Here is a 20015-nt window from a genome sequence, read left to right on the forward strand (position 1 = left end):
AAGATTAAAATTAAGCCCGCAAAGATAATGTTTTTAGCGGTTAGCACTATAGTTGGTGAGTACAGTATAGCTTGTGAGGCTCTTATCCACAGCACTGCAGGTATTTATCACTAAAAGCCATTAGCCAGCTGCCAAAAGCTAAAAGCTAAAAGCTAATAGCCCTATATTTGCACCTATGAATTCCGAGCTTGAATTACAACTTAAGACTTTGCCCACAGAGCCTGGGGTGTATAGATATTACGATAAAAACAATCAGCTACTGTATGTAGGAAAAGCAAAAAACCTGAAAAAAAGGGTGATGTCCTATTTCAATAAAAAACTCTCAGGGTACAAGACCAAGATTATGGTAGGCAAGATTCATCATTTGGAAACCACCATTGTACCCAGTGAATACGATGCACTCATCCTTGAAAATAACCTGATAAAAGAATACCAGCCCTTCTACAATGTAATGATGAAGGACGATAAATCTTACCCCTGGCTATGTATTAAAAATGAGCATTTCCCAAGAATCTTCCTCACCCGAAAGAGAATAAAGGACGGCTCCGAATACTATGGACCTTATGCCAAGATAAAACCCGCGAGAGTACTCTTAGAGACCATTAAACAGATTTATAAAATCCGCTCCTGTGGTCTTAATTTATCCCCAGAAAAGATTGCCGAAGGCAAGTACAGAGTATGTTTGGAATACCATATAAAGAACTGCGAAGGTCCTTGCGAAGGCTTGGAACTCGAAGAGGAGTATAATAAAAAAATAGATGCCATCAGGGGAATCGTAAAAGGGGATTTCAGGCTGGCAAAAAAGTACCTGACCGAGCAAATGCTCCACTACGCAGGGAGATTAGAATTTGAAAAAGCACAAGCCGAAAAAGAAAAACTCACCCTCCTCGAAGATTACCAAGCAAAGCACACCGTAACCAATCCGAATATAGACGATGTAGATGTCTTTGGAATGACAAGCGATGAGGTAGCAGTCTATATCAACTTCTTTAAAATTCGAAATGGAAACATCATACAGAGCTACACCACTGAGATAAAACGAATTTTAGAGGAAACCGATGAGGAAATATTAGAGGAGGCATTGATAGAAATCCGCCAGAAGTTCAGATCGGATTCTAAGGAAATCCTCCTCCCTTTCCACCTTAGCGTAGAAATCCCCAACACTAAGATCTTCGTGCCCAGAGCAGGAGATAAGAAACGAATCGTAGAGCTCTCCGAAAAGAATGCAAAAGAATACCGCATAGAAAAGCTGAAACAAACCCAGATTTTAGACCCTGAAAGGCATACCAACCGCATAATGGCAGAGATGAAAACCCTCCTCAGAATGCCCGTAGAGCCCCGCCATATAGAGGGATTCGATAATTCTAACATACAAGGGACAAACCCCGTATCTGCCTGTGTAGTCTTTAAAAATGGCAAGCCCAGCAAGGAGGATTACCGCATCTTTCATCCCAAAACAGTGCAGGGGGCAAATGATTTTGCCACAATGGAAGAAGTCATCTACCGCCGTTATAAGCGGATTTTAGATGAAGACCGAGAACTCCCACAATTGATATTAATAGATGGTGGAAAGGGCCAACTCTCATCGGCGGTAAAAAGCCTGAAACTTCTCGGTTTGTATGGTAAAATCACCATTATCGGGATAGCTAAAAGATTGGAAGAACTCTACTTCCCCGAAGATTCCATCCCGCTTTATTTAGACAAAAAATCTGAGACGCTGAAAATCCTCCAACAGGTGAGGGACGAGTCTCACCGCTTTGGAGTGAGGCACCACAGAATCCGCAGGAAAAATACCACCATCAAGTCCGAGCTTCAAGAAATACCGGGCATTGGTGAGAAAAGCATCACCCTCCTCCTCTCCAAGCTCAAATCGGTAAAACGAATAAAAGAATCCCCCCTCGAAACCCTCGAAGAAATCCTCGGCAAAGCCAAAGCAAAACTCATCTGGGAGTATTTTCACCGTACTCAATAAACCAGCCATTTAGTCAAAAGGTCTAAAGTTGACCCCTACAGGATCTGAAATTGACCCCATTGGGTATTAAAACAGACCCTACAGGGTATTAAGAGAGCCAGAATTCATCATTGTAGGGGATTTCCTCATCGTTGTGGATGGAGTCTAATTGAGCTCCGACTTCCAAAAGCTGTTCGGGGGTGAGGGCTTGCTCCAAATAAGGGAAAAGGATGCGCTCCTCGAAGCGGATATGTGCCGTTACTTTATCAGCAAAGAGGGTAAGGAGTTGCTCTTCCTCTACTTGGTTAATCGCTTGAATGATTTCTCTAATCTCCTCGTGCTCACGGATGGCCTGCTGGGTATGCTCATTATCGGAATAAGGGAAGAGGATGCGCTCTTCTTCGTCAAAATGCTGCTTTTGGTGAGTCTCCCAATGGAAATTCACAAATCGGCGAATCCTGTCGTAGGAGATTCCTTTTTTCAATCCTTGGCGAATCTTCCAGCCTGCGAGCAGACCGAAGTGGTGGTCTCTGGAGAGGGGCACTATATTTTTATCTCTTTTCATAATTCGTGGACTTTTTTTGCAGACGAAGTTAAGGCTTTTTCATCATTCCGCCTTATTGGTAAGCCTTGTGAGGAAAGAATATTCTTCTTGTGCTATTTTCTCAACCTTGAAACCATTGTTCTCAGCTGCTTTTCTCAGGGTTTCATAGTCCAGATAGAGCCATTTGAGGGGTTGCTCGGTATCCTGCTTATAGTGGATGAAGTAATCTACCTCGCCGTAGTACCGCCCTGCGGGGATATAGATACCACCATCTACATCCCGGTCATACATATAGATAATATCGGTACTGTCGATAAGGATTTGTCCGCCACTTGCCAGCAGGGTTCTCAGCTTTTGGAGATAGATATCTAGGGTATTTAAGCTCTGAAAAATCCCCGTACCATTCATCAGGAGGAGGAGGGTATCAAATTTCTCTGTGGGGAGGTTGAGGATATCTGCGCAGATGGTATTCTTAATGCCTCTTAGCTTGCAGACCTCTATGGAAAGAGGGGAAAAATCCAATGCACAAACGCTGAGCCCGCGATTATTTTGGAGGAAAAGGCTATGAGAGCCCGCTCCTGCCCCTATATCTAATACCTTTCCGAAGGACAGCTGGAGGGCTTTCTGCTCTAAGGTATTCATCTCATCAAAATCTCGGAAGAGATAGGCTACAGGGAGCTCATCTATATCTGAAATAGAGGTTTCTGTGAGGATATCCGCAGGTTTTTGGGTGTGGTAATAGTCCCAAATTGCCATTCCCATTAAGTCTTTCATAAGAGTTTTGGTTTAAATTAAAAAGTACAATGCAAAAATACATTGTACTTTTATCTATTATGGTTAATAAACAATTATTTATTCAGAAGTTTGAATACTTCGCCCAACTGATGTATTAAATCTGATGGGAGGAAGGATTCTTTTGAATGTGCTTCTGCTGCGAAATCTCCTGCTTTACCGTGCATCCACACACCGAGGAGTGCTGCTTGCAGGCTGGTGTAGCCCTGCGCAAGGAGGGAAGTGATAATCCCTGTAAGGACATCACCACTGCCGCCTTTTGCCATTCCTGAGTTGCCCGTAATATTATAATATACCTTGCCTTCTGGGGTTATAATCTGGGTTCTGTGATCTTTCAGTACAATATAAATCTTGAGCTCTTCGGCGAGTTTTTTAGCTTCATCCAATCGCTCAAAAGAGTTTTTAAACTGTCCGAACAATCTCTCAAACTCACCAATATGCGGTGTGATGATACTCCCTTCTGGGATATGTTTTAGCAGCTTATGATTCTGAGCAATGATATTCAGCGCATCGGCATCCATCACCAAGGGCTTGTTGTAGGATTTCAGGAAGTTTGCAAAAGCCTCCTGCGTCTGAGGCTCGGTACCCAAACCAGGACCAATGCCTATGGTATATTCATCATCAGTAATGGTAATGGTATCGATGAAGTCATTACCTCCTTTTCTGAACATCGCCTCGGGGTTGTTGGTCTGCATAATGTGGTAGCCGGAATCCACAGACACCGAATAGACCAGGCCGCTACCCGTCCTAAGCGCAGCAGCAACGGAGAGCACCGCAGCCCCCATTTTACCATAGCTCCCGGCAATGAGTGCCGACTTCCCGAAGCGCCCCTTATGAGTAAATGCCTCTCTTCTTCGGAAGAAGCTGTTGATTTTTGCATCATCACTGATGAAATGCTCCACCTCTACCTCATCGATATAATTCTTATTAAGCCCGATATCCAAAATATGGACTTGACCGCAATACATACCGCTCTCTGGGTGCAGGAAAGCCTTCTTCCAGAACTGATAGCTGAGGGTATGGTCTGCCTTGAAAATAGCTGTGCCCTCTGGATACATATCATTAATATAGAGCCCGGACGGGATGTCTAACGATACTTTGTGGACATTCTCCAAACCATTGAGAAAATCGATGATTTTAATGAAGTCTGGGTCGTCTATCTTGCCTTTAAGCCCCATACCGAAGAGGGCGTCTATTACGCAGGAGTTTTCCTCAAACTTGAGTTCATAGGCTTTCTCAAAGCTAAGGAGCTCGATATCTCCCAGCTCACGAAGTCTCTTATGATTTTTCGCAGCCTCTGGTGGCAGCTCTTTCGGATTAAAGCTGAAAACTTTTACATAAAAGCCCTTTGCTTTCAAGATTCTTGCAATGGCATATCCATCACCAGCATTATTGCCCTTTCCACAGAAGATATTAAACCTTTTTACCTGGTAGAGATTTTTGGTAATCCACTCCGCACAGGCATTGGCAGCTCTCTCCATCAGGTTTACAGAAGGCATATCTTCCTCCTTAATGGTGAGTTCTTCACATTTTCTAATTTGTTCTAATGCTAATATTTTCATAACGATTTCCTAAAAATATCCCGCAAATATAATCAATTTGTAAATATTTTTACGGTATGAAGAATATTTAGTTCTAATATGAAAAGTACTTATTTAAAATTTTTCTTTTATTTTAAATCCTATTAAGACGCCTAAGAAGTTTAGGAGGATATCATCTACATCAAAAATTCCGAGACGAGTGAAATATTGGCAGGCTTCTATTATGAATATTGCAGTGAGAAAGTCCAGTACTAATCTATGCAGTTGATTATATCGTGAGGACCACCAACCGAGAAATCCGAAAGGTATAAACATTACTATATTGCCAATGAGATTAATTGCTATACTGAGATAATTATGGTTGAGAAACTACTCTTTTACAAATAAGCCAGTGGAAACAATGGGTATAACTCGCACGATATGGAAATCCATTGGCTTTCTGCTAAATCCGAGAAACATTAAGTAGAGTATCAGGAGGGTATAGGGTAGAAGAAGAGTTTTGTAAAGTTTTTTTTATTAGCATTGTGCAAAGGTATCATAATAAAGAGAGGGACTAATAAAAAAAACGCAAAGTTTGGGAGCAATTATTTTTAAGCGCCTCACTGGCTACGGTGTGGCTAAGTCCGTCAGCTGGTGGCTGTGCCCGCCACGCTGTGGCTGCTTCACCGGCTACGGTGTGTTTGGGCGGTTATTATTACATTTGCAGGCATCTTGTGGTATAATTGTCGCAGGTGGGTTTATATGAAGTATATTTTTTTGTCCTTAATATCGGCATTATTGTTATCGGTTTCGTGGCCAGTGTATGGAGTGCCGTTTTTTATTTTTATAGCGCTTGTTCCGCTTTTGGTATTGGAGCACGATATCATAAAATTTAGTAAGATAAAGCACAAAGGCTGGGCAGTATTTGGGCTTTCATACTTGTGTTTTGTGGTGTGGAATATCATTAGTACAGGTTGGCTCTATGGTTCTAAGAACCCTGATGGCTCACAGTCTTTGCAGGCGGTGGCTTTTCCAGTTTTGGTTAATTCCCTGCTTTATGCCATCGTATTTCAGCTGTATTCTGTTTATAAAAAGGTGCAGGGGACTTATTGGGGATTGGCTTTCTTTGTAGCGATATGGCTGAGTTTTGAGAAATTCCACCTCAGTTGGGAGCTTAGCTGGCCTTGGCTGAATTTGGGAAATGTATTCTCGGAATATCCAAAACTCATACAGTGGTACGATACCGTTGGTGCTACGGGGGGGAGTTTATGGATACTGAAGGTAAATGTCCTTGTATTCTATGCCCTCAGGATTTGGGAAGCAGGGCGAAGCAGGAAGGCACTCGTAAAGCATCTTGCAATCTTGGGGGTACTGATAAGTGTGCCTGTGGTAGTGTCTTTATTCAAGTATTATTCATTTGATGAAAAGCCCGTTGGTGAGGTAAAGGTAGTGATGATACAGCCCGCCCTTGACCCTTATACTGAGAAATACACGAAGGATAGCCTTAGTATTCTAAAAGATATAATGGAACTCGCCCATACGGCGGATGCTGCTAAGGTGGATTATTACCTTGCACCAGAGACGGCAGTGCCAGGTTATGGCTCGCTTTCGGAGAAGGGGTTTCATCAATCAAGGCTCATAGGTGAGATTAAAGGCTTCTTGGAGACTCACTCACATTCGGCTTTTGTGAGCGGAGCATCTACTCATCAATTCTTCTTTTCTAATGAAAATTTGCCACCCTCTGCTTATCAAATACAGGCTCAGCCCGAAGTTTGGGTGGAGAATTATAATACTGCACTTCAAATTATCCCAAAGGAAGAGGTGCAGACTTATCACAAAGCTAAACTGGTGCCTGGTGTTGAGATTTTTCCTTATATGAAAACCCTTAAACCCCTGCTGGGCGATGCTATGCTGAATCTCGGAGGAACTGTAGCCTCTCTGGGAACAGATGAAAAGCGAAAGGTCTTCCGAAACCCATATAATAAAGGTGCAATAGCCCCTGTTATCTGCTATGAGAGCATTTATGGAGAGTTTGTAACGGATTATGTGAAAAACGGAGCTAACTTCCTCGGAATACTGACCAATGACTCTTGGTGGGGCGAAACACAAGGGTATAAGCAACTCCTTTCCTATGCAAGGCTGAGAGCTATAGAAACCCGTAGAGAGATTGCAAGAGCGGCTAATTCTGGTGTATCTGCGCATATCAATGCCCTTGGTGAAATTGAGGAAAGTACTTTCTATGGGGATAAAACGGCTTTGTATTCTGCTATTAAATTGTATCAGGGAGAGACTTTCTATACTCGTGCTGGAGATTTTATTTCCAGAATAGCGATATTCAGTATTGGCTTTCTTGTGTTCTATACGCTATTAGATAAGTATCAGAACAGGAAAAAGAAGAAGTAATGAATAAGTGATAATAATATTAGGAATAAGAAAAGAGGGCAGTTAAGCTCTCTTTCTGGCTTTGGTGAGCATTGGTATAGAGATGATGCCCATTACGAGCATTATAACCAATTGTACAGAATGAGAAAGAAAGGCATAAGACAGCCCAATTCTTGCACCTTCATCTGCATCTCTACCCATAGAGAGGAAAAGAGCCGATATACCGAGTTTCAATGCGAAGTGATAAGCACCTATCCCCCCCGAAGCAGGAATCATCATCCCCAGAGTACCCACTACTACGATAAAGAATCCATCGGTAATGCTAAAATCAGCAGTCTCTGGCAAAGCAAAACACGCCATATAAGTAGCCATATAATAGCATAACCATATCCCAAGACTCTCAATGATGAATAGCACCTTTTTTTTGAGCCTGAATATGGAGAGAAGTCCATCAAATATTCCCTCTATAAAGCCGATGATTTTACCGATAAACCTAAGTTTTTTAAGTCTTTCTTTTAAGATGAAAAATAGAATACTCCCGATAAGACCCATTAAAACTATTCCTATAATAAGTGCAGGGTTGATACTGATGCCCGACTGAGCGTAGAAACTGTAAATAGCACCAGCTTTAAAGACCAGACTAAGCCCCAGAAACAGGAGCATACATACTAAATCTACAACCCGTTCTAATACAATCGTACCAAAAGATTTATCTACGGGTACTTTTTCTACACTGTAAAGTGCTGTGGAGCGGGCAATCTCCCCACTGCGGGGAATGGTAAGGTTCATTAAATATCCAAATGACAGAGACCATAAAGAATTTGCAGATGAAATGCTGTATCCCAAAGGCTCGAGCAATAGATTCCAGCGGATGGCTCTTATCCAGTATGCCATTAGCCCAAATACTACAGAAATGAATATCCACCAGTAATTCGCCTGCGAGAGACTCTCTCTAATGGCTTTAAACTCCAGCCCACGCAAAGCCAGCCACATAAATACAGCAGCAAAGCAAAGTGAAATAATAATGATAAGTGTATTTTTAAGAATAGAAGATTGAGTATTCTGGCTCATAGATTAGCGTGCTGACTGCTTAGAGCAGGTTGGTCTTTTCATTTGGGAAAACTATTTTCGGTTGGAAGCCCTCTGCTTCCTCAGGAGTCATCTGTGCATACGCAATAATAATAATGATATCTCCTTTCTGAACCTTTCTTGCTGCAGGACCATTTAGGCAGACTTCTCCAGATTTTCTTTTGCCTTTTATTACATAGGTATCAAAGCGCTCACCGTTATTTACATTTACAATATAGACTCTTTCACCTACAATTAAGCCAGCAGCATCCATCAGATCTTCATCAATTGTGATACTTCCTATATAATTAAGATCGGATTCTGTAACACTTACCCGATGGATTTTAGATTTAAATACTTCAATAAACATGGCGGCAAATGTAAGTATTAATTTTAATGTGATAAATTTTCGTATAATTTCAGATGCTTTGAAAGAAGTATAGTGTATTGCTAATCAATGATAACTACTACATCTCTCTCTATTATTAAGCATTAAAATGCCAAAAAAAATTCATTAATCTTATAAAATGGTATTACAATTGCTAATATCCTTATTAGGTACAGATTATATGATTTTTGACAGGTTTACTTGCGTGTGTAGAAAAACTTTATATATTTGTTACCCAATAAATCAAAGCGTAAGAATCTTAACTTTTTAAATAAATTAAATTATGAACAAAACAGAGTTAATTGAAGCTATGGCTAAGGATGCAGGGATTTCCAAAGTAGCAGCAAAAGCAGCTTTGGAATCTTTTCTTTCTAATGTAACCACTACACTTACAAAGAAAGATGGCAGAGTGTCTCTTATCGGATTTGGGACATTTTTTGTGGCAGAGAGATCTGCAAGATCAGGTATAAACCCTGCCACTAAGAAACCAATTAAAATTGCTGCTAAGAAAGTAGCGAGATTTAAACCAGGAGCAACACTTGTGAATGCTGTAGCTGGTGTTAAGAAAAAATAATTGTTTTTATTTTCTCATCCATTTAAAGAAGCTAAACCTCGTGTATAGCTTCTTTTTATTTGTGATTATTTTTATACTTTCGCGCTGTTTTTGTTTCCATAGCTATGCAGCATATAGAGAATATCAGTAAACTTTTCAGTAGAGATTTTGTAGAAAATCCAATGATAGAGTCTTTTGAGGCAGGAGTAATCAGTTTGGTGAGTGGTAGGCTGGTAGCTTGCGACCCTTTAATTACTAATGATATGAAGCCTTTCAAAGTCTCTTTCCCAAAGGGAGATTTTACTGTTATCGTTCATAAGGAGAGAGAAACGGGTTGTATTGCTTATGTGGAGATTATTTTCGGTAAAGAGACCGTCACTCACTGGGAAATGGCTACTACCGATGGACAAAATATAGCCGATTTAAACGATAATGAAATCTTCGGCTATCCCGTTCAGAGCGGTATGGGCTGTTTTATGGATGTTGATACTCAGGATAAATTAAATCTTTTAGAACGGGAGATTTATAATAAGAAAGGCGACTTATTTATGGGGATTTATGAAGAGTTTTTTCATCAATATTTCTCTGGAGGCGAGCAATATGCCTTTTTAAATCCCGATGAATCTAATACAGGGAATATTTTTGCTTTTGAAGCTGGCTTTGGAGAAGGTTTTTATGCGAGTTATATCGGGTTTAATGCCGAGTCTAAGCCAGTGAAAATCATTACAGAATTTATAGAGGTAGCAGGATAAGGCGTTTAGATGATGGAAATCATACAAAATACCATTCAGTTTGTAAAGGAAATGCTTAAAGATGCCGAAGCGGGGCACGATTGGTTCCATACCGAGAGGGTCTGGAAGCTCGCACAGAAAATCGCCCTTAAAGAGGGGGGAGATTCACTGATTATTCAGCTCGGAGCACTCCTCCACGATATAGCAGACCCCAAATTCCATAATGGTGATGAAACCCTTGCCCTCCGTATAGCAAATGATTTCCTCCAAACTCAGAATTTAGATTCTCAGCAGATTGAGCAGGTGCTTTTCATCATTAAAAATATCTCTTTCAAGAACCGAAATGAAGCTCCAACTCATAAAAATATTGAACTTCAAATAGTGCAAGATGCCGACAGGTTAGATGCTATCGGTGCTTTGGGAATTGCGCGAACATTCAATTTCGGAGGTTTTAAAAACAATCTGATGTATCACCCTGAAATCCCTCCCAGAATCAATCTCAGCAAGGAGGACTACAAAAAATCCAATGGCACTACCATTAACCATTTCTACGAAAAACTTTTGCTCTTGAGGGACTTGATGAATACTCCCACCGCCTACCAAATGGCAGAGGAGAGGCATAATTTTATGCTTATCTTTTTGGAGCAGTTTTATAAAGAGTGGAATCTAACCGAATAAATCCCCACAATGAGATATTTCATAGAGTTTTCATACAATGGTAAGAACTATTTCGGTTACCAAGTGCAGCCTAATCAGATCTCGGTTCAGGAGGCTTTGGAGACCGCTCTTTCCACGATTCTAAGGGAGAAAATAAAGACCACAGGAGCTGGGCGTACCGATACGGGCGTACACGCCAAAAAGATTTTTGCTCATTTTGATACCGAGAAAAACCTTCCTCCTCAGCTTAGCGAGAGGCTCAATGCCTTCCTCCCTCCTGATATCAGCATCCACCGCATTTTTTCTGTTCCCGATGAGCTCCACGCCCGTTTCAGTGCCATTTATCGCACTTATGAGTACTATATTTATCAAGGGAAAAGCCCTTTTCATACCGATTTTTCGTGGCAACTGAGAAAAAAAAAATTAGATGTAGATAAGATGAACGAAGCCTGCAAAATCCTTCTTGAGTATGAGGACTTCAGTAGCTTTGCTAAGGTCGGGGGTGATAATAAAACCAATCTCTGCAACCTCTATAAAGCAGAGTGGGAGGTAGTGGGCGACCAGCTTAAGTTCACTATTTCTGCCAACCGATTCCTCCGAAATATGGTGCGTGCTATTGTGGGTACTATGGTGGATGTAGGTCTTGGCAAGCTACACCCTACCGACCTCCGAGCCATCATAGAAAACAAAAACCGAAACTCCGCAGGCTCCTCCGCTCCTCCGCAAGGGCTCTTCCTCGTAGATGTAGGCTATCCCCACTTTTAGGCTAATGTCTGTTAGCTAAAACTCCTCAACCTTCTAGGCTTCGCACAAGGCATCATTGATGAAGGCGAATTTCCATCCTTTGGGGGTAAGAACGAAATACAGCCCTACGGGATTGTTAAAATTATCAGGCACATAAACGGCGCGTATTTTGGCTTTAGGATAGGGGAGGACAACGGGCTTCGTCTTGATGTTTTCCACATCGGCATTTACTACGGCTTCGGGCAGTTTTTTGAGTGTTTCGTAAAATACTTCACTGTTGTTTTTAAACTCGAGCTCGCATACGCTCATTTTAGCCGAAAGTTTTGTTAGGATAATTTCGCCAGAAGGCTCTGGGAGGAAGCTAAAATCATCATAGTCCTGGAAGCCATAATGCTCATCGGCCCCTGCCAAATAAGCAAACGCCCCTGGTGCATAGTAGCGCCTCACGCCCATTTTCGGGTCTATATAAGGTTTCAGGCGGGGGTCATTATCACGAATCAGTCGGTTCAGATTATTCTCATAGAAGCATACATCTAAGAAATCAAATACGAAGTCTGTAAAGTCATCTGCTTTTTGCTCATCTTCCCGCTCTAAGTGCGGATGATGAAGGCTCGCCTCTTCATTACTTCCCATTTGTTTTTTATGGTCTATACAAGCGCAAGAAATCATTACGAGACCTATAACTAATAGGGGTGTTTTTATATTCATCTTTTTATATTTATTAGGGTTTATTTTTCTTTTTTCATTCATCAAGCACAAAGATAATGTTTTTCACCGTAGCCGGTGAGGCAACCACGAGCGTGGCGAGCACTTAGACCGTAGTCTATAAGATACTTAGATATATATCCCCGACAGATGTAGGGGCTTCCCCGATAAGTGTCGGAGCCACAGCGTGGCAGGCACTTATATCCTTACAATATGTCGGAACTCTTCCTCCATCGGGAGGAACTCTTCCTTCTGGTGTAGGAAACCCTCCTACGGGTGTAGGAGCCACAGCGTGGCAGGCATTTATCTTCCTACAGGTGTAGGAACTTCTCCTTCAACTTTTTTTTCATTCTCTACTTATTGATTTTAATAGGTTTCTGCCCAAAAATTATTTCAAACCGATAACTGATGAAACCCTACCTGCTACGGAACAAAAAAGAGAGGCTTTTTATCATAAAAACCATCTTTCGGGTTTCTTATTTTTAATTGAAGCGCTCGTCAGGCTCGTGGCTACCTCACCGGCTACGGTGTGTGGAGGAAACTTATTTCTAAGTGCCTCACCGGCTACGGTGAAAAATATTATCTTTGCCGTCTAAATTTAAATCAATGTCATTATCAGAACAGGAAATTATTCGTCGCGAGAAGTTGCAGAGGCTTACGGATATGGGGATTAATGCCTTCCCAGCAGATGAGTACCCACTTACGCATACTACACAATCGATAAAGGAAAACTTCAAGGAGGGGCAGCCAGTTAACATCGCGGGCAGGCTAATGTCGCGAAGGATTCAGGGCAAGGCGAGCTTTGCCGAACTTCAAGACAGCACGGGGAAGATTCAAGTTTATTTTAATAGAGACGAAATCTGTGTGGGGGAGGACAAAACCCTCTACAACGAGGTTTATAAACACCTTTTGGACATCGGGGATATCATCGGAATCGAGGGGGAATTGTTTAAAACCCAAGTGGGGGAAATGACGGTTATGGTGAAGAACTTTACCCTCCTCACAAAGGCGCTTCGCCCGCTCCCACTACCGAAAGTAGATGCTGAGGGCAAGGTCTATGATGGCTTTACCGACCCTGAGCTCAGGTACCGACAGCGCTATGCCGACCTCATCGTAAATCCGCAAGTGAAAGAGACTTTTGTGAAGCGAACAAAACTCTTTAACGCAATGCGCCAGTTCTTCAACGATGCTGGTTACCTCGAGGTGGAGACCCCAATCCTCCAATCCATTCCTGGTGGTGCTGCGGCGCGCCCATTCATCACGCATCATAATGCTTTGGACATCCCTCTTTATCTCAGAATTGCCAATGAGCTTTACCTCAAAAGGCTTATCGTAGGGGGCTTTGATGGCGTTTATGAATTTGCGAAAAACTTCCGTAATGAAGGGATGGACAGAACCCACAACCCCGAGTTTTCGGCAATGGAAATCTATGTGGCGTATAAGGATTATAACTGGATGATGGACTTCACCGAGCGACTCCTCGAACACTGCGCCATCGCTGTAAATGGTAGTACTAAAGCGAAGTTTGGCGAGTATGAAGTAGATTGGAAAGCACCCTATGAAAGGATTTCAATGACCGATGCTATCCTTAAATTCACGGGCTACGATATCACGGGCAAGACTGAAGAAGAATTAAGAGCCTTTGCACAGTCCATCGGTATTGCCGTAGATGAAACAATGGGTAAAGGAAAGCTCATCGACGAGATTTTTGGAGAAAAATGTGAGGGCAATTTTATTCAGCCGACCTTCATTACCGATTACCCCGTTGAGATGTCTCCACTCACCAAGAAGCACAGGAGCAAGGAGGGGCTTACCGAAAGGTTTGAGCTGATGGTTTGCGGTAAGGAGATTGCGAATGCTTATTCCGAGCTCAATGACCCGATAGATCAGCGCGAGAGATTTGAGGAGCAGATGAAGCTTTCCGAAAAGGGCGACGATGAAGCGATGTTCATAGACCAGGACTTCCTCCGCGCATTGGAGTACGGTATGCCGCCAACTTCGGGATTAGGTATCGGGATGGACAGGCTTATGATGTTCCTTACCGATAATCAATCCATCCAAGAAGTACTCTTCTTCCCTCAAATGAGACCCGAGAAACAAGCCCCATCTATAGAACTCGGAGATGACGAGAAGGCAATCCTCTCCCTCCTCTCCGATGAGGCAAAACCTCTGCAAGAAGTGAAAGATAAATCTCAGCTTTCAGGTAAGAAATGGGATAAGGCAACCAAAAACCTTAGCAAACACAACTTGATTAAGGTTGAGAAAATAGATGACCATCTTATCATAAGATTAGCATAAACCAAGTGGGGCACATCAGCTGCCTCACTTTTATTTTTCAATTAGTATCCTAGGCAAGAAATTAAAGATAAAATAACTTAGTTTTGTGCGCATAATTTATTCAATAAGATGAATACTCCTACGAAATATCTCAAACTCTCGGGCCTCGAGCCACTTGTCATTACTCCAGAATCCAATTTCGTAAATGTTGGTGAGCGAACCAATGTTGCAGGTTCTAAAAAGTTTCTGAGACTTATCAATGAAGGTAAATTTGCAGAAGCCTTAGACATTGCCAGAAATCAAGTAGAGGGCGGTGCACAAATCCTCGATGTAAATATGGACGATGGGCTTTTGGACGGTAGAGAATCAATGATAAAGTTCCTCAACCTTATCGCCTCCGAGCCAGACATCGCCAGAGTACCGATAATGATAGACTCCTCGCGCTGGGAAATCTTAGAAGCAGGTTTGCAGGTTGTGCAGGGGAAGTCCGTCGTTAATTCCATTAGTTTAAAGAATGGGGAAGCGGAGTTCATAGAGCAGGCAAAAATCATTAAGAGATATGGTGCTGCTGTTATCGTAATGGCTTTTGATGAGGTAAGTCAGGCGGATAATTACCAGAGGAGGATAGAGATTGCTGAGCGTTCGTACAGGATTTTGGTGGATAAAGTTGATTTCCCACCAGAAGACATCATTTTTGATTTGAATATCTTCCCTGTGGCTACGGGTATGGAGGAGCACAGGCGAAATGCCATTGATTTTATAGAGGCTACTCGCTGGGTTAGAGAAAACCTCCCTTTCGTTTCGGTGAGTGGTGGGGTTTCCAATGTCTCCTTTTCATTTCGGGGGAATGATACTGTGCGAGAGGCGATGCACTCCGTATTTCTCTACCACGCAATAAAGGCAGGAATGAATATGGGCATCGTAAATCCTACAATGCTCGAGGTCTATGATGAAATCCCCTCTGAACTTTTAGAACTCGTAGAAGATGTTATCCTCGACCGAAGAGATGACGCTACCGAGCGCCTTTTGGACTATTCCGAAAAGGTGAAATTCGTAAAAAAAGAAAAAACAGAAGATCTCTCTTGGCGTGAGCAGCCCCTCCAGGAGCGAATTACTCATTCTCTCGTAAAGGGGATTGATAGGTTTATAGAAGAAGATATGGCTGCGGCATTGCAAGAAGCTACTCGCCCTTTGGATGTGATAGAAATCAACCTGATGACGGGTATGAGTGTAGTGGGAGACCTTTTCGGGAGTGGTAAAATGTTCCTCCCTCAAGTTGTGAAATCCGCAAGGGTAATGAAACGAGCTGTTGCCTACTTAGAACCTTTCATCGAAGCTGAAAAAGATGCTACCAAACCGAGCAATGGTAAAATTTTACTGGCGACCGTGAAAGGAGATGTGCACGATATAGGAAAAAACATTGTGGGCGTAGTCCTTGCCTGCAACAATTACGAGATAATAGACCTTGGCGTAATGGTTCCCTGTGAGAAAATCATACAAACCGCAATAGAAGAGAAAGTGGATATTATAGGGCTTAGCGGGCTCATCACTCCAAGCCTTGATGAGATGGAATATGTAGCTTCCGAGCTGGACAGGCAGAATTTGGATTTCCCACTTCTCATCGGAGGGGCTACCACTTCAAAGGCGCATACCGCAGTGAAAATCGCTCCGAAGTACAAAAACACCGTAGTACACGGTGGAGATGCTTCCCGAACGGTGAATATCGTCAATTCTCTCCTTAGCCCTGATAAATCTTCTGATTATAAAAAGGAGCTCAAAGCCGAGTATACCGAGTTTAGAGAGAAATTCCTCGCAAGACAAACCGATAAAGAGTATATCTCAATAGAAGAAGCTCGCCAGAAAAGATTTACAATCGATTGGAAAAACGAGCGTATCATTCCACCGAAAAAGCTCGGCATTACGGTGATAGAAGATCAGGATTTGAGGGAATTACTTCCGTTTGTGGACTGGTCTCCTTTCTTCCGAAGCTGGGATTTACACGGCAGATTTCCCAATATATTAAATGATGAAAAAGTCGGAGAGCAGGCGAGGGAACTCTGGGCAGATGCACAGATCATCCTCAACCGAATTTTAGATGAAAAACTCCTTAAAGCAAAGGCGGTATTTGGGCTCTTCCCTGCAAATTCCAACGATAGAGATGATATTATCGTGGATAAAGATGGCGAAAAGTTTGTGTTTAGAACCCTTCGCCAGCAACTTAAAAAATCTGAGGGTAAGGAATATTTTGCCTTGTCGGACTTCATTGCTCCAGAACAATCAGGGGTGCAGGACTATATCGGGGCTTTTGCTGTTACCGCAGGCATTGGCACAGATGAGCTCGTGGATTATTATAAGCAGAAAAATGATGATTATTCCACCATTATGGCAAAAGCTTTAGCCGACCGATTTGCAGAGGCTTTTGCAGAATATCTCCACTGGAGAGTGAGGAAGGAATACTGGGGCTATGCCTCTGATGAAAATTTGACCAATGATGAGCTGATAGACGAAGAATACAAGGGTATACGGCCAGCTCCAGGCTATCCCGCTTGTCCAGACCATTTGGAACGGGCAACCATCTGGGAACTGCTCAAAGTAAAAGAAAATACAGGCATAGAGCTGATGGATGCTGGTCTTGCGATGTATCCTACGGCTGCCGTATCTGGCTATTATATAGGTAACCCCAATGCGAAATACTTCGGTGTAGGCAAGATTGGGAATGACCAACTCCGCGACTATGCCGAGAGAAAAGGAGTGGATTTAGATTTTGCTACAAAATGGCTTAGACCTAATTTAATAGGGAGGTAATTAACCTCCCTTTCTTGTTTCTAAATATTTTTGCCATTGCCAAGTGGTACGCAGGGCTTCTTCTAAGGTAGTTTCTGCTTTCCAGCCGAGTTCTTTTTCTGCTTTTTCGGCGTTAGCAAAGGCTATCGTAATATCTCCTGCTCTTCGCTCGCAAATCTGATAAGGTACTGCTACGCTATTCGCCCTCTCGAATGCTTTTACTACTTCCAGCACCGAAGACCCTTTGCCTGTTCCGAGATTGTAGATGTCTATCAGACTTTCCTTTTCTTCGGAGAGAAGTTTTTTTAATGCTTGTAAATGCGCTTTGGCAAGATCTGAAACATAAATATAATCCCTTATTGCTGTACCGTCTGGGGTAGGGTAGTCATCACCCCAAATACTAAGCTTCTCCCTTATGCCTGCTGCAGTTTGAGTTACATAAGGCACCAGGTTGTTTGGTATGCCAATCGGTAATTCGCCCAATTTCCCTGATGAATGCGCCCCAATTGGGTTAAAATACCTTAGCAGAGAAATCTTTTTCTTATGTGCTGTAGCAAAATCTCTTAAAATCTCTTCACCCATTTGCTTGGTTCTTCCATAGGCACTTTCCGCAGCTTTTAGTGGAGTAGTTTCGGTTATTGGCATTTCATCTGCCTGCCCATAAACGGTGCAAGATGATGAAAAGATAAAGTTAGAAATACCCCTCTCCTTAAATTCTTGAAGGAGGTTGATAAGCGTAAAAAGGTTGTTTTCGTAATAATCTACGGGCTTTTCTTGGCTTTCACCCACAGCTTTGAAAGCAGCGAAATGGATACACCCATTGATTTGATGAGCATCAAATACCTGAGTGAGTAACTCTCTTCGTTTTAGGTCAAATGGGTAGAAATAAGGTTTTTTACCTGTGATTTCCTCTATATTGTTGAGAATGAATTTTTCGGAATTTGACATATCATCTACGATGACTACCTCAAAACCACCATTTAGGAGTTCTACTACCGTATGAGAGCCTATATACCCGAGCCCACCTGTTACCAGAATTGTTTTCATCAGTTATTTTTTATTTGTCATTAATAATACCCATCATAGCACAGAAAGCAATTGGATTAAGATGCCCTTGCTTCATAGATGTGAAAAAGTTAATAATTGTTAGCTTTTGTTTACAAATTCCAGAACGGATTCTGTAATGTATTTTAGTTGTTCCTCATCCAGCTCGGTGTGCATTGGCAGAGAAATTACTTCGTTCAAGAGCTTATCGGTATTGATGAAGTCTGCATCATTGCTTTCTTGGTAATATGCCTTCTGCTTCCTTAGTGCTACGGGGTAGTAAATCATTGCAGGGATTTCCTTCTCTGCAAGGTAGCTTTGGAGCTCATTTCTCTTGCCATTGAGTATCCTGAGAGTGTACTGATGATAGGCGTGGGTGGTATATTCGGCTTGTTTTGGGGTGAGGATAAGAGGATGGTTGCTAAATGCCTCATTGTAATAGTTTGCCGCCTTTGCACGGGCTTCGTTATACGCATTCAGGTGAGGGAGTTTCTTCCTTAGAACCGCTGCTTGGATGCTGTCTAACCTCGAATTTACCCCCACTTCATCGTGGTAATACCGCTCATACATTCCGTGATTTACAATTCCTCTCAACCTGTGGGCAAGGTCATCATCATCGGTGAAAATAGCTCCGCCATCACCATAGCAACCCAAATTTTTAGACGGGAAGAATGAAGTAGTCCCTACCGTACCCATAGTACCGGATTTCTTCACTCTGCCGTCGCTGAAAGTATATTCCGCACCTATCGCCTGAGCATTATCCTCTATCACGAAAAGGTTATGTTCTTTGGCAATCTTTAAAATCTCCTCCATATTAGCACATTGCCCAAAGAGATGAACAGGGATAATTGCCTTTGTCTTTGGGGTAATCGCTTGCCGAATTCGATCTGGACTGATGGTAAAGGTATCATAATCCACATCTACAAGTACAGCTTTGAGTTTTAATAAATGGATAACCTCCACTGTTGCTGCAAAGGTAAAATCAGCAGTGATGACTTCATCGCCTTCTTCCAAGTCCAATGCCATTAGTGCAATTTGCAGGGCATCTGTACCGTTGGCACAAGGGATTACATTTTTCACTCCGAGGTATTCTTCCAACTCTTTTTGGAAGAATTTTACCTCTTGACCATTAATGAATTGTGCCGACTCCATTACATTGAGTACGGCATTATCTACTTCATTTTTTATTTTGAAATATTGACTTTGCAAGTCAACCATCTGAATCTTTTTCATATAAAAAATTTGCGTAAAATTAAGACTTTCTACCGAATTGGAAGGATTTTTAAGTGAGATTTTAGCAGAAACTAACCTCTCTCTCTTGTGAAGCAGTTGGCTATATGGTCATTTACCATCCCTACAGCCTGCATAAAGGCATAAATAGTCGTAGAGCCTAAAAACTTAAAGCCCCTTTTCTTCAAATCTTTAGAAATTTTATCAGAAATAGCCGTAGTTGCTGGGATATCTTTTAACTCTTTCGGATGATTATCTATCGGCTGCCCACCTATAAATGCCCAGATATAGTTTGAGAAACTCCCGAAGTCTTTTTGCACCTCTATAAATTTTTGAGCATTATTTATTGTAGCGAAGATTTTGAGTCTGTTTTTTACAATCCGAGAATCATTGAGGAGTTCTTCTACTTTTTGCTCGCTGTATTTCGCGATTTTATGATAATTGAAGTTATCAAAAGCCTCTCGAAAGCCTTCTCTTTTCACGAGGATTGTGTACCAGCTAAGCCCCGCTTGGAAGCTCTCAAGGGTGAGAAACTCGAAGAGGGTTTCATCATTATAAACGGGTTTGCCCCATTCGTTGTCGTGATAGTTTCGGTAGAGATGGTCTTTCTCGCACCATTGGCAGCGTATTTTCTTTTCCAAAGTT

General features: G+C 42.1%; 18 protein-coding genes. 8 read left to right on the forward strand and 10 right to left on the reverse strand.

Going from position 1 to position 20015, the window contains the following annotated elements; genetic code table 11:
- The first annotated feature begins 175 nt into the window (after positions 1 to 175).
- Positions 176 to 1972, forward strand: a complete 1797-nt coding sequence (gene uvrC, locus D8991_RS03905) for an excinuclease ABC subunit UvrC (RefSeq protein WP_120488873.1) — start codon at positions 176 to 178, stop codon at positions 1970 to 1972.
- 88 nt (positions 1973 to 2060) lie between these two features.
- Here the strand turns inward: uvrC and D8991_RS03910 are convergent, their stop codons facing one another.
- From D8991_RS03910 to D8991_RS03925, 4 genes are all read right to left on the reverse strand, one after another.
- A complete protein-coding gene (locus D8991_RS03910) occupies positions 2061 to 2516 on the reverse strand; it encodes a hemerythrin domain-containing protein (RefSeq protein ID WP_120488874.1) in 456 nt (151 codons plus the stop codon).
- A gap of 42 nt (positions 2517 to 2558) precedes the next feature.
- The gene (locus tag D8991_RS03915) at positions 2559 to 3269 is read right to left on the reverse strand and encodes a class I SAM-dependent methyltransferase (protein ID WP_120488875.1); all 711 of its coding nucleotides are present in this window, start codon (positions 3267 to 3269) and stop codon (positions 2559 to 2561) included.
- Between the two features lie 74 nt (positions 3270 to 3343).
- Entirely contained in the window at positions 3344 to 4849 is a 1506-nt protein-coding gene (locus D8991_RS03920; RefSeq protein ID WP_120488876.1) for an NAD(P)H-hydrate dehydratase, read from the reverse strand.
- Between the two features lie 93 nt (positions 4850 to 4942).
- On the reverse strand, positions 4943 to 5173 hold the full coding sequence (locus tag D8991_RS03925) for a VanZ family protein (RefSeq protein ID WP_317126825.1): 231 nt from the start codon (positions 5171 to 5173) through the stop codon (positions 4943 to 4945).
- A gap of 396 nt (positions 5174 to 5569) precedes the next feature.
- On the opposite strand from D8991_RS03925, the gene lnt reads away from it, so the two are divergent.
- Positions 5570 to 7210 carry an apolipoprotein N-acyltransferase gene (lnt, locus tag D8991_RS03930; protein WP_120488877.1) on the forward strand — a complete coding sequence of 547 codons (1641 nt, stop codon included), beginning with the start codon at positions 5570 to 5572 and terminating at the stop codon, positions 7208 to 7210.
- Between the two features lie 42 nt (positions 7211 to 7252).
- Here the strand turns inward: lnt and D8991_RS03935 are convergent, their stop codons facing one another.
- Both D8991_RS03935 and panD read right to left on the reverse strand, forming a co-directional pair.
- Positions 7253 to 8260: a lysylphosphatidylglycerol synthase transmembrane domain-containing protein gene (locus D8991_RS03935; RefSeq protein WP_120488878.1), complete on the reverse strand. Its 1008-nt coding sequence runs from the start codon at positions 8258 to 8260 to the stop codon at positions 7253 to 7255.
- Between the two features lie 19 nt (positions 8261 to 8279).
- Entirely contained in the window at positions 8280 to 8627 is a 348-nt protein-coding gene (panD, locus tag D8991_RS03940; protein ID WP_120488879.1) for an aspartate 1-decarboxylase, read from the reverse strand.
- A gap of 301 nt (positions 8628 to 8928) precedes the next feature.
- On the opposite strand from panD, the gene D8991_RS03945 reads away from it, so the two are divergent.
- From D8991_RS03945 to truA, 4 genes are all read left to right on the forward strand, one after another.
- Entirely contained in the window at positions 8929 to 9219 is a 291-nt protein-coding gene (locus tag D8991_RS03945) for an HU family DNA-binding protein (protein WP_120488880.1), read from the forward strand.
- A 104-nt stretch (positions 9220 to 9323) separates the two neighbouring features.
- Entirely contained in the window at positions 9324 to 9950 is a 627-nt protein-coding gene (locus tag D8991_RS03950; protein WP_120488881.1) for a DUF4241 domain-containing protein, read from the forward strand.
- Between the two features lie 9 nt (positions 9951 to 9959).
- Positions 9960 to 10607, forward strand: a complete 648-nt coding sequence (locus tag D8991_RS03955; RefSeq protein ID WP_120488882.1) for an HD domain-containing protein — start codon at positions 9960 to 9962, stop codon at positions 10605 to 10607.
- A gap of 9 nt (positions 10608 to 10616) precedes the next feature.
- Positions 10617 to 11351: a tRNA pseudouridine(38-40) synthase TruA gene (gene truA / locus D8991_RS03960; RefSeq protein ID WP_120488883.1), complete on the forward strand. Its 735-nt coding sequence runs from the start codon at positions 10617 to 10619 to the stop codon at positions 11349 to 11351.
- Positions 11352 to 11384: 33 nt separating this feature from the next.
- Here the strand turns inward: truA and D8991_RS03965 are convergent, their stop codons facing one another.
- On the reverse strand, positions 11385 to 12038 hold the full coding sequence (locus D8991_RS03965; RefSeq protein ID WP_160223596.1) for a hypothetical protein: 654 nt from the start codon (positions 12036 to 12038) through the stop codon (positions 11385 to 11387).
- A 603-nt stretch (positions 12039 to 12641) separates the two neighbouring features.
- Between D8991_RS03965 and lysS the strand changes: the two genes are divergently transcribed.
- Both lysS and metH read left to right on the forward strand, forming a co-directional pair.
- Complete coding sequence (gene lysS / locus D8991_RS03970) at positions 12642 to 14333, forward strand: lysine--tRNA ligase (protein WP_120488885.1); 1692 nt, start codon at positions 12642 to 12644, stop codon at positions 14331 to 14333.
- A 108-nt stretch (positions 14334 to 14441) separates the two neighbouring features.
- The gene (metH, locus tag D8991_RS03975) at positions 14442 to 17117 is read left to right on the forward strand and encodes a methionine synthase (protein ID WP_120488886.1); all 2676 of its coding nucleotides are present in this window, start codon (positions 14442 to 14444) and stop codon (positions 17115 to 17117) included.
- Here the strand turns inward: metH and galE are convergent, their stop codons facing one another.
- The 3 genes from galE to D8991_RS03990 form a co-directional block, all read right to left on the reverse strand.
- Complete coding sequence (gene galE, locus D8991_RS03980; protein WP_120488887.1) at positions 17118 to 18143, reverse strand: UDP-glucose 4-epimerase GalE; 1026 nt, start codon at positions 18141 to 18143, stop codon at positions 17118 to 17120.
- A 99-nt stretch (positions 18144 to 18242) separates the two neighbouring features.
- Complete coding sequence (locus D8991_RS03985; protein WP_120488888.1) at positions 18243 to 19373, reverse strand: DegT/DnrJ/EryC1/StrS family aminotransferase; 1131 nt, start codon at positions 19371 to 19373, stop codon at positions 18243 to 18245.
- 71 nt (positions 19374 to 19444) lie between these two features.
- The gene (locus tag D8991_RS03990; protein ID WP_120488889.1) at positions 19445 to 20011 is read right to left on the reverse strand and encodes a DNA-3-methyladenine glycosylase I; all 567 of its coding nucleotides are present in this window, start codon (positions 20009 to 20011) and stop codon (positions 19445 to 19447) included.
- Between the last annotated feature and the right edge of the window lie 4 nt (positions 20012 to 20015).

Origin of the sequence: Bergeyella cardium, assembly GCF_003614945.1 — a bacterium.
GTDB lineage: Bacteria > Bacteroidota > Bacteroidia > Flavobacteriales > Weeksellaceae > Bergeyella_A > Bergeyella_A cardium.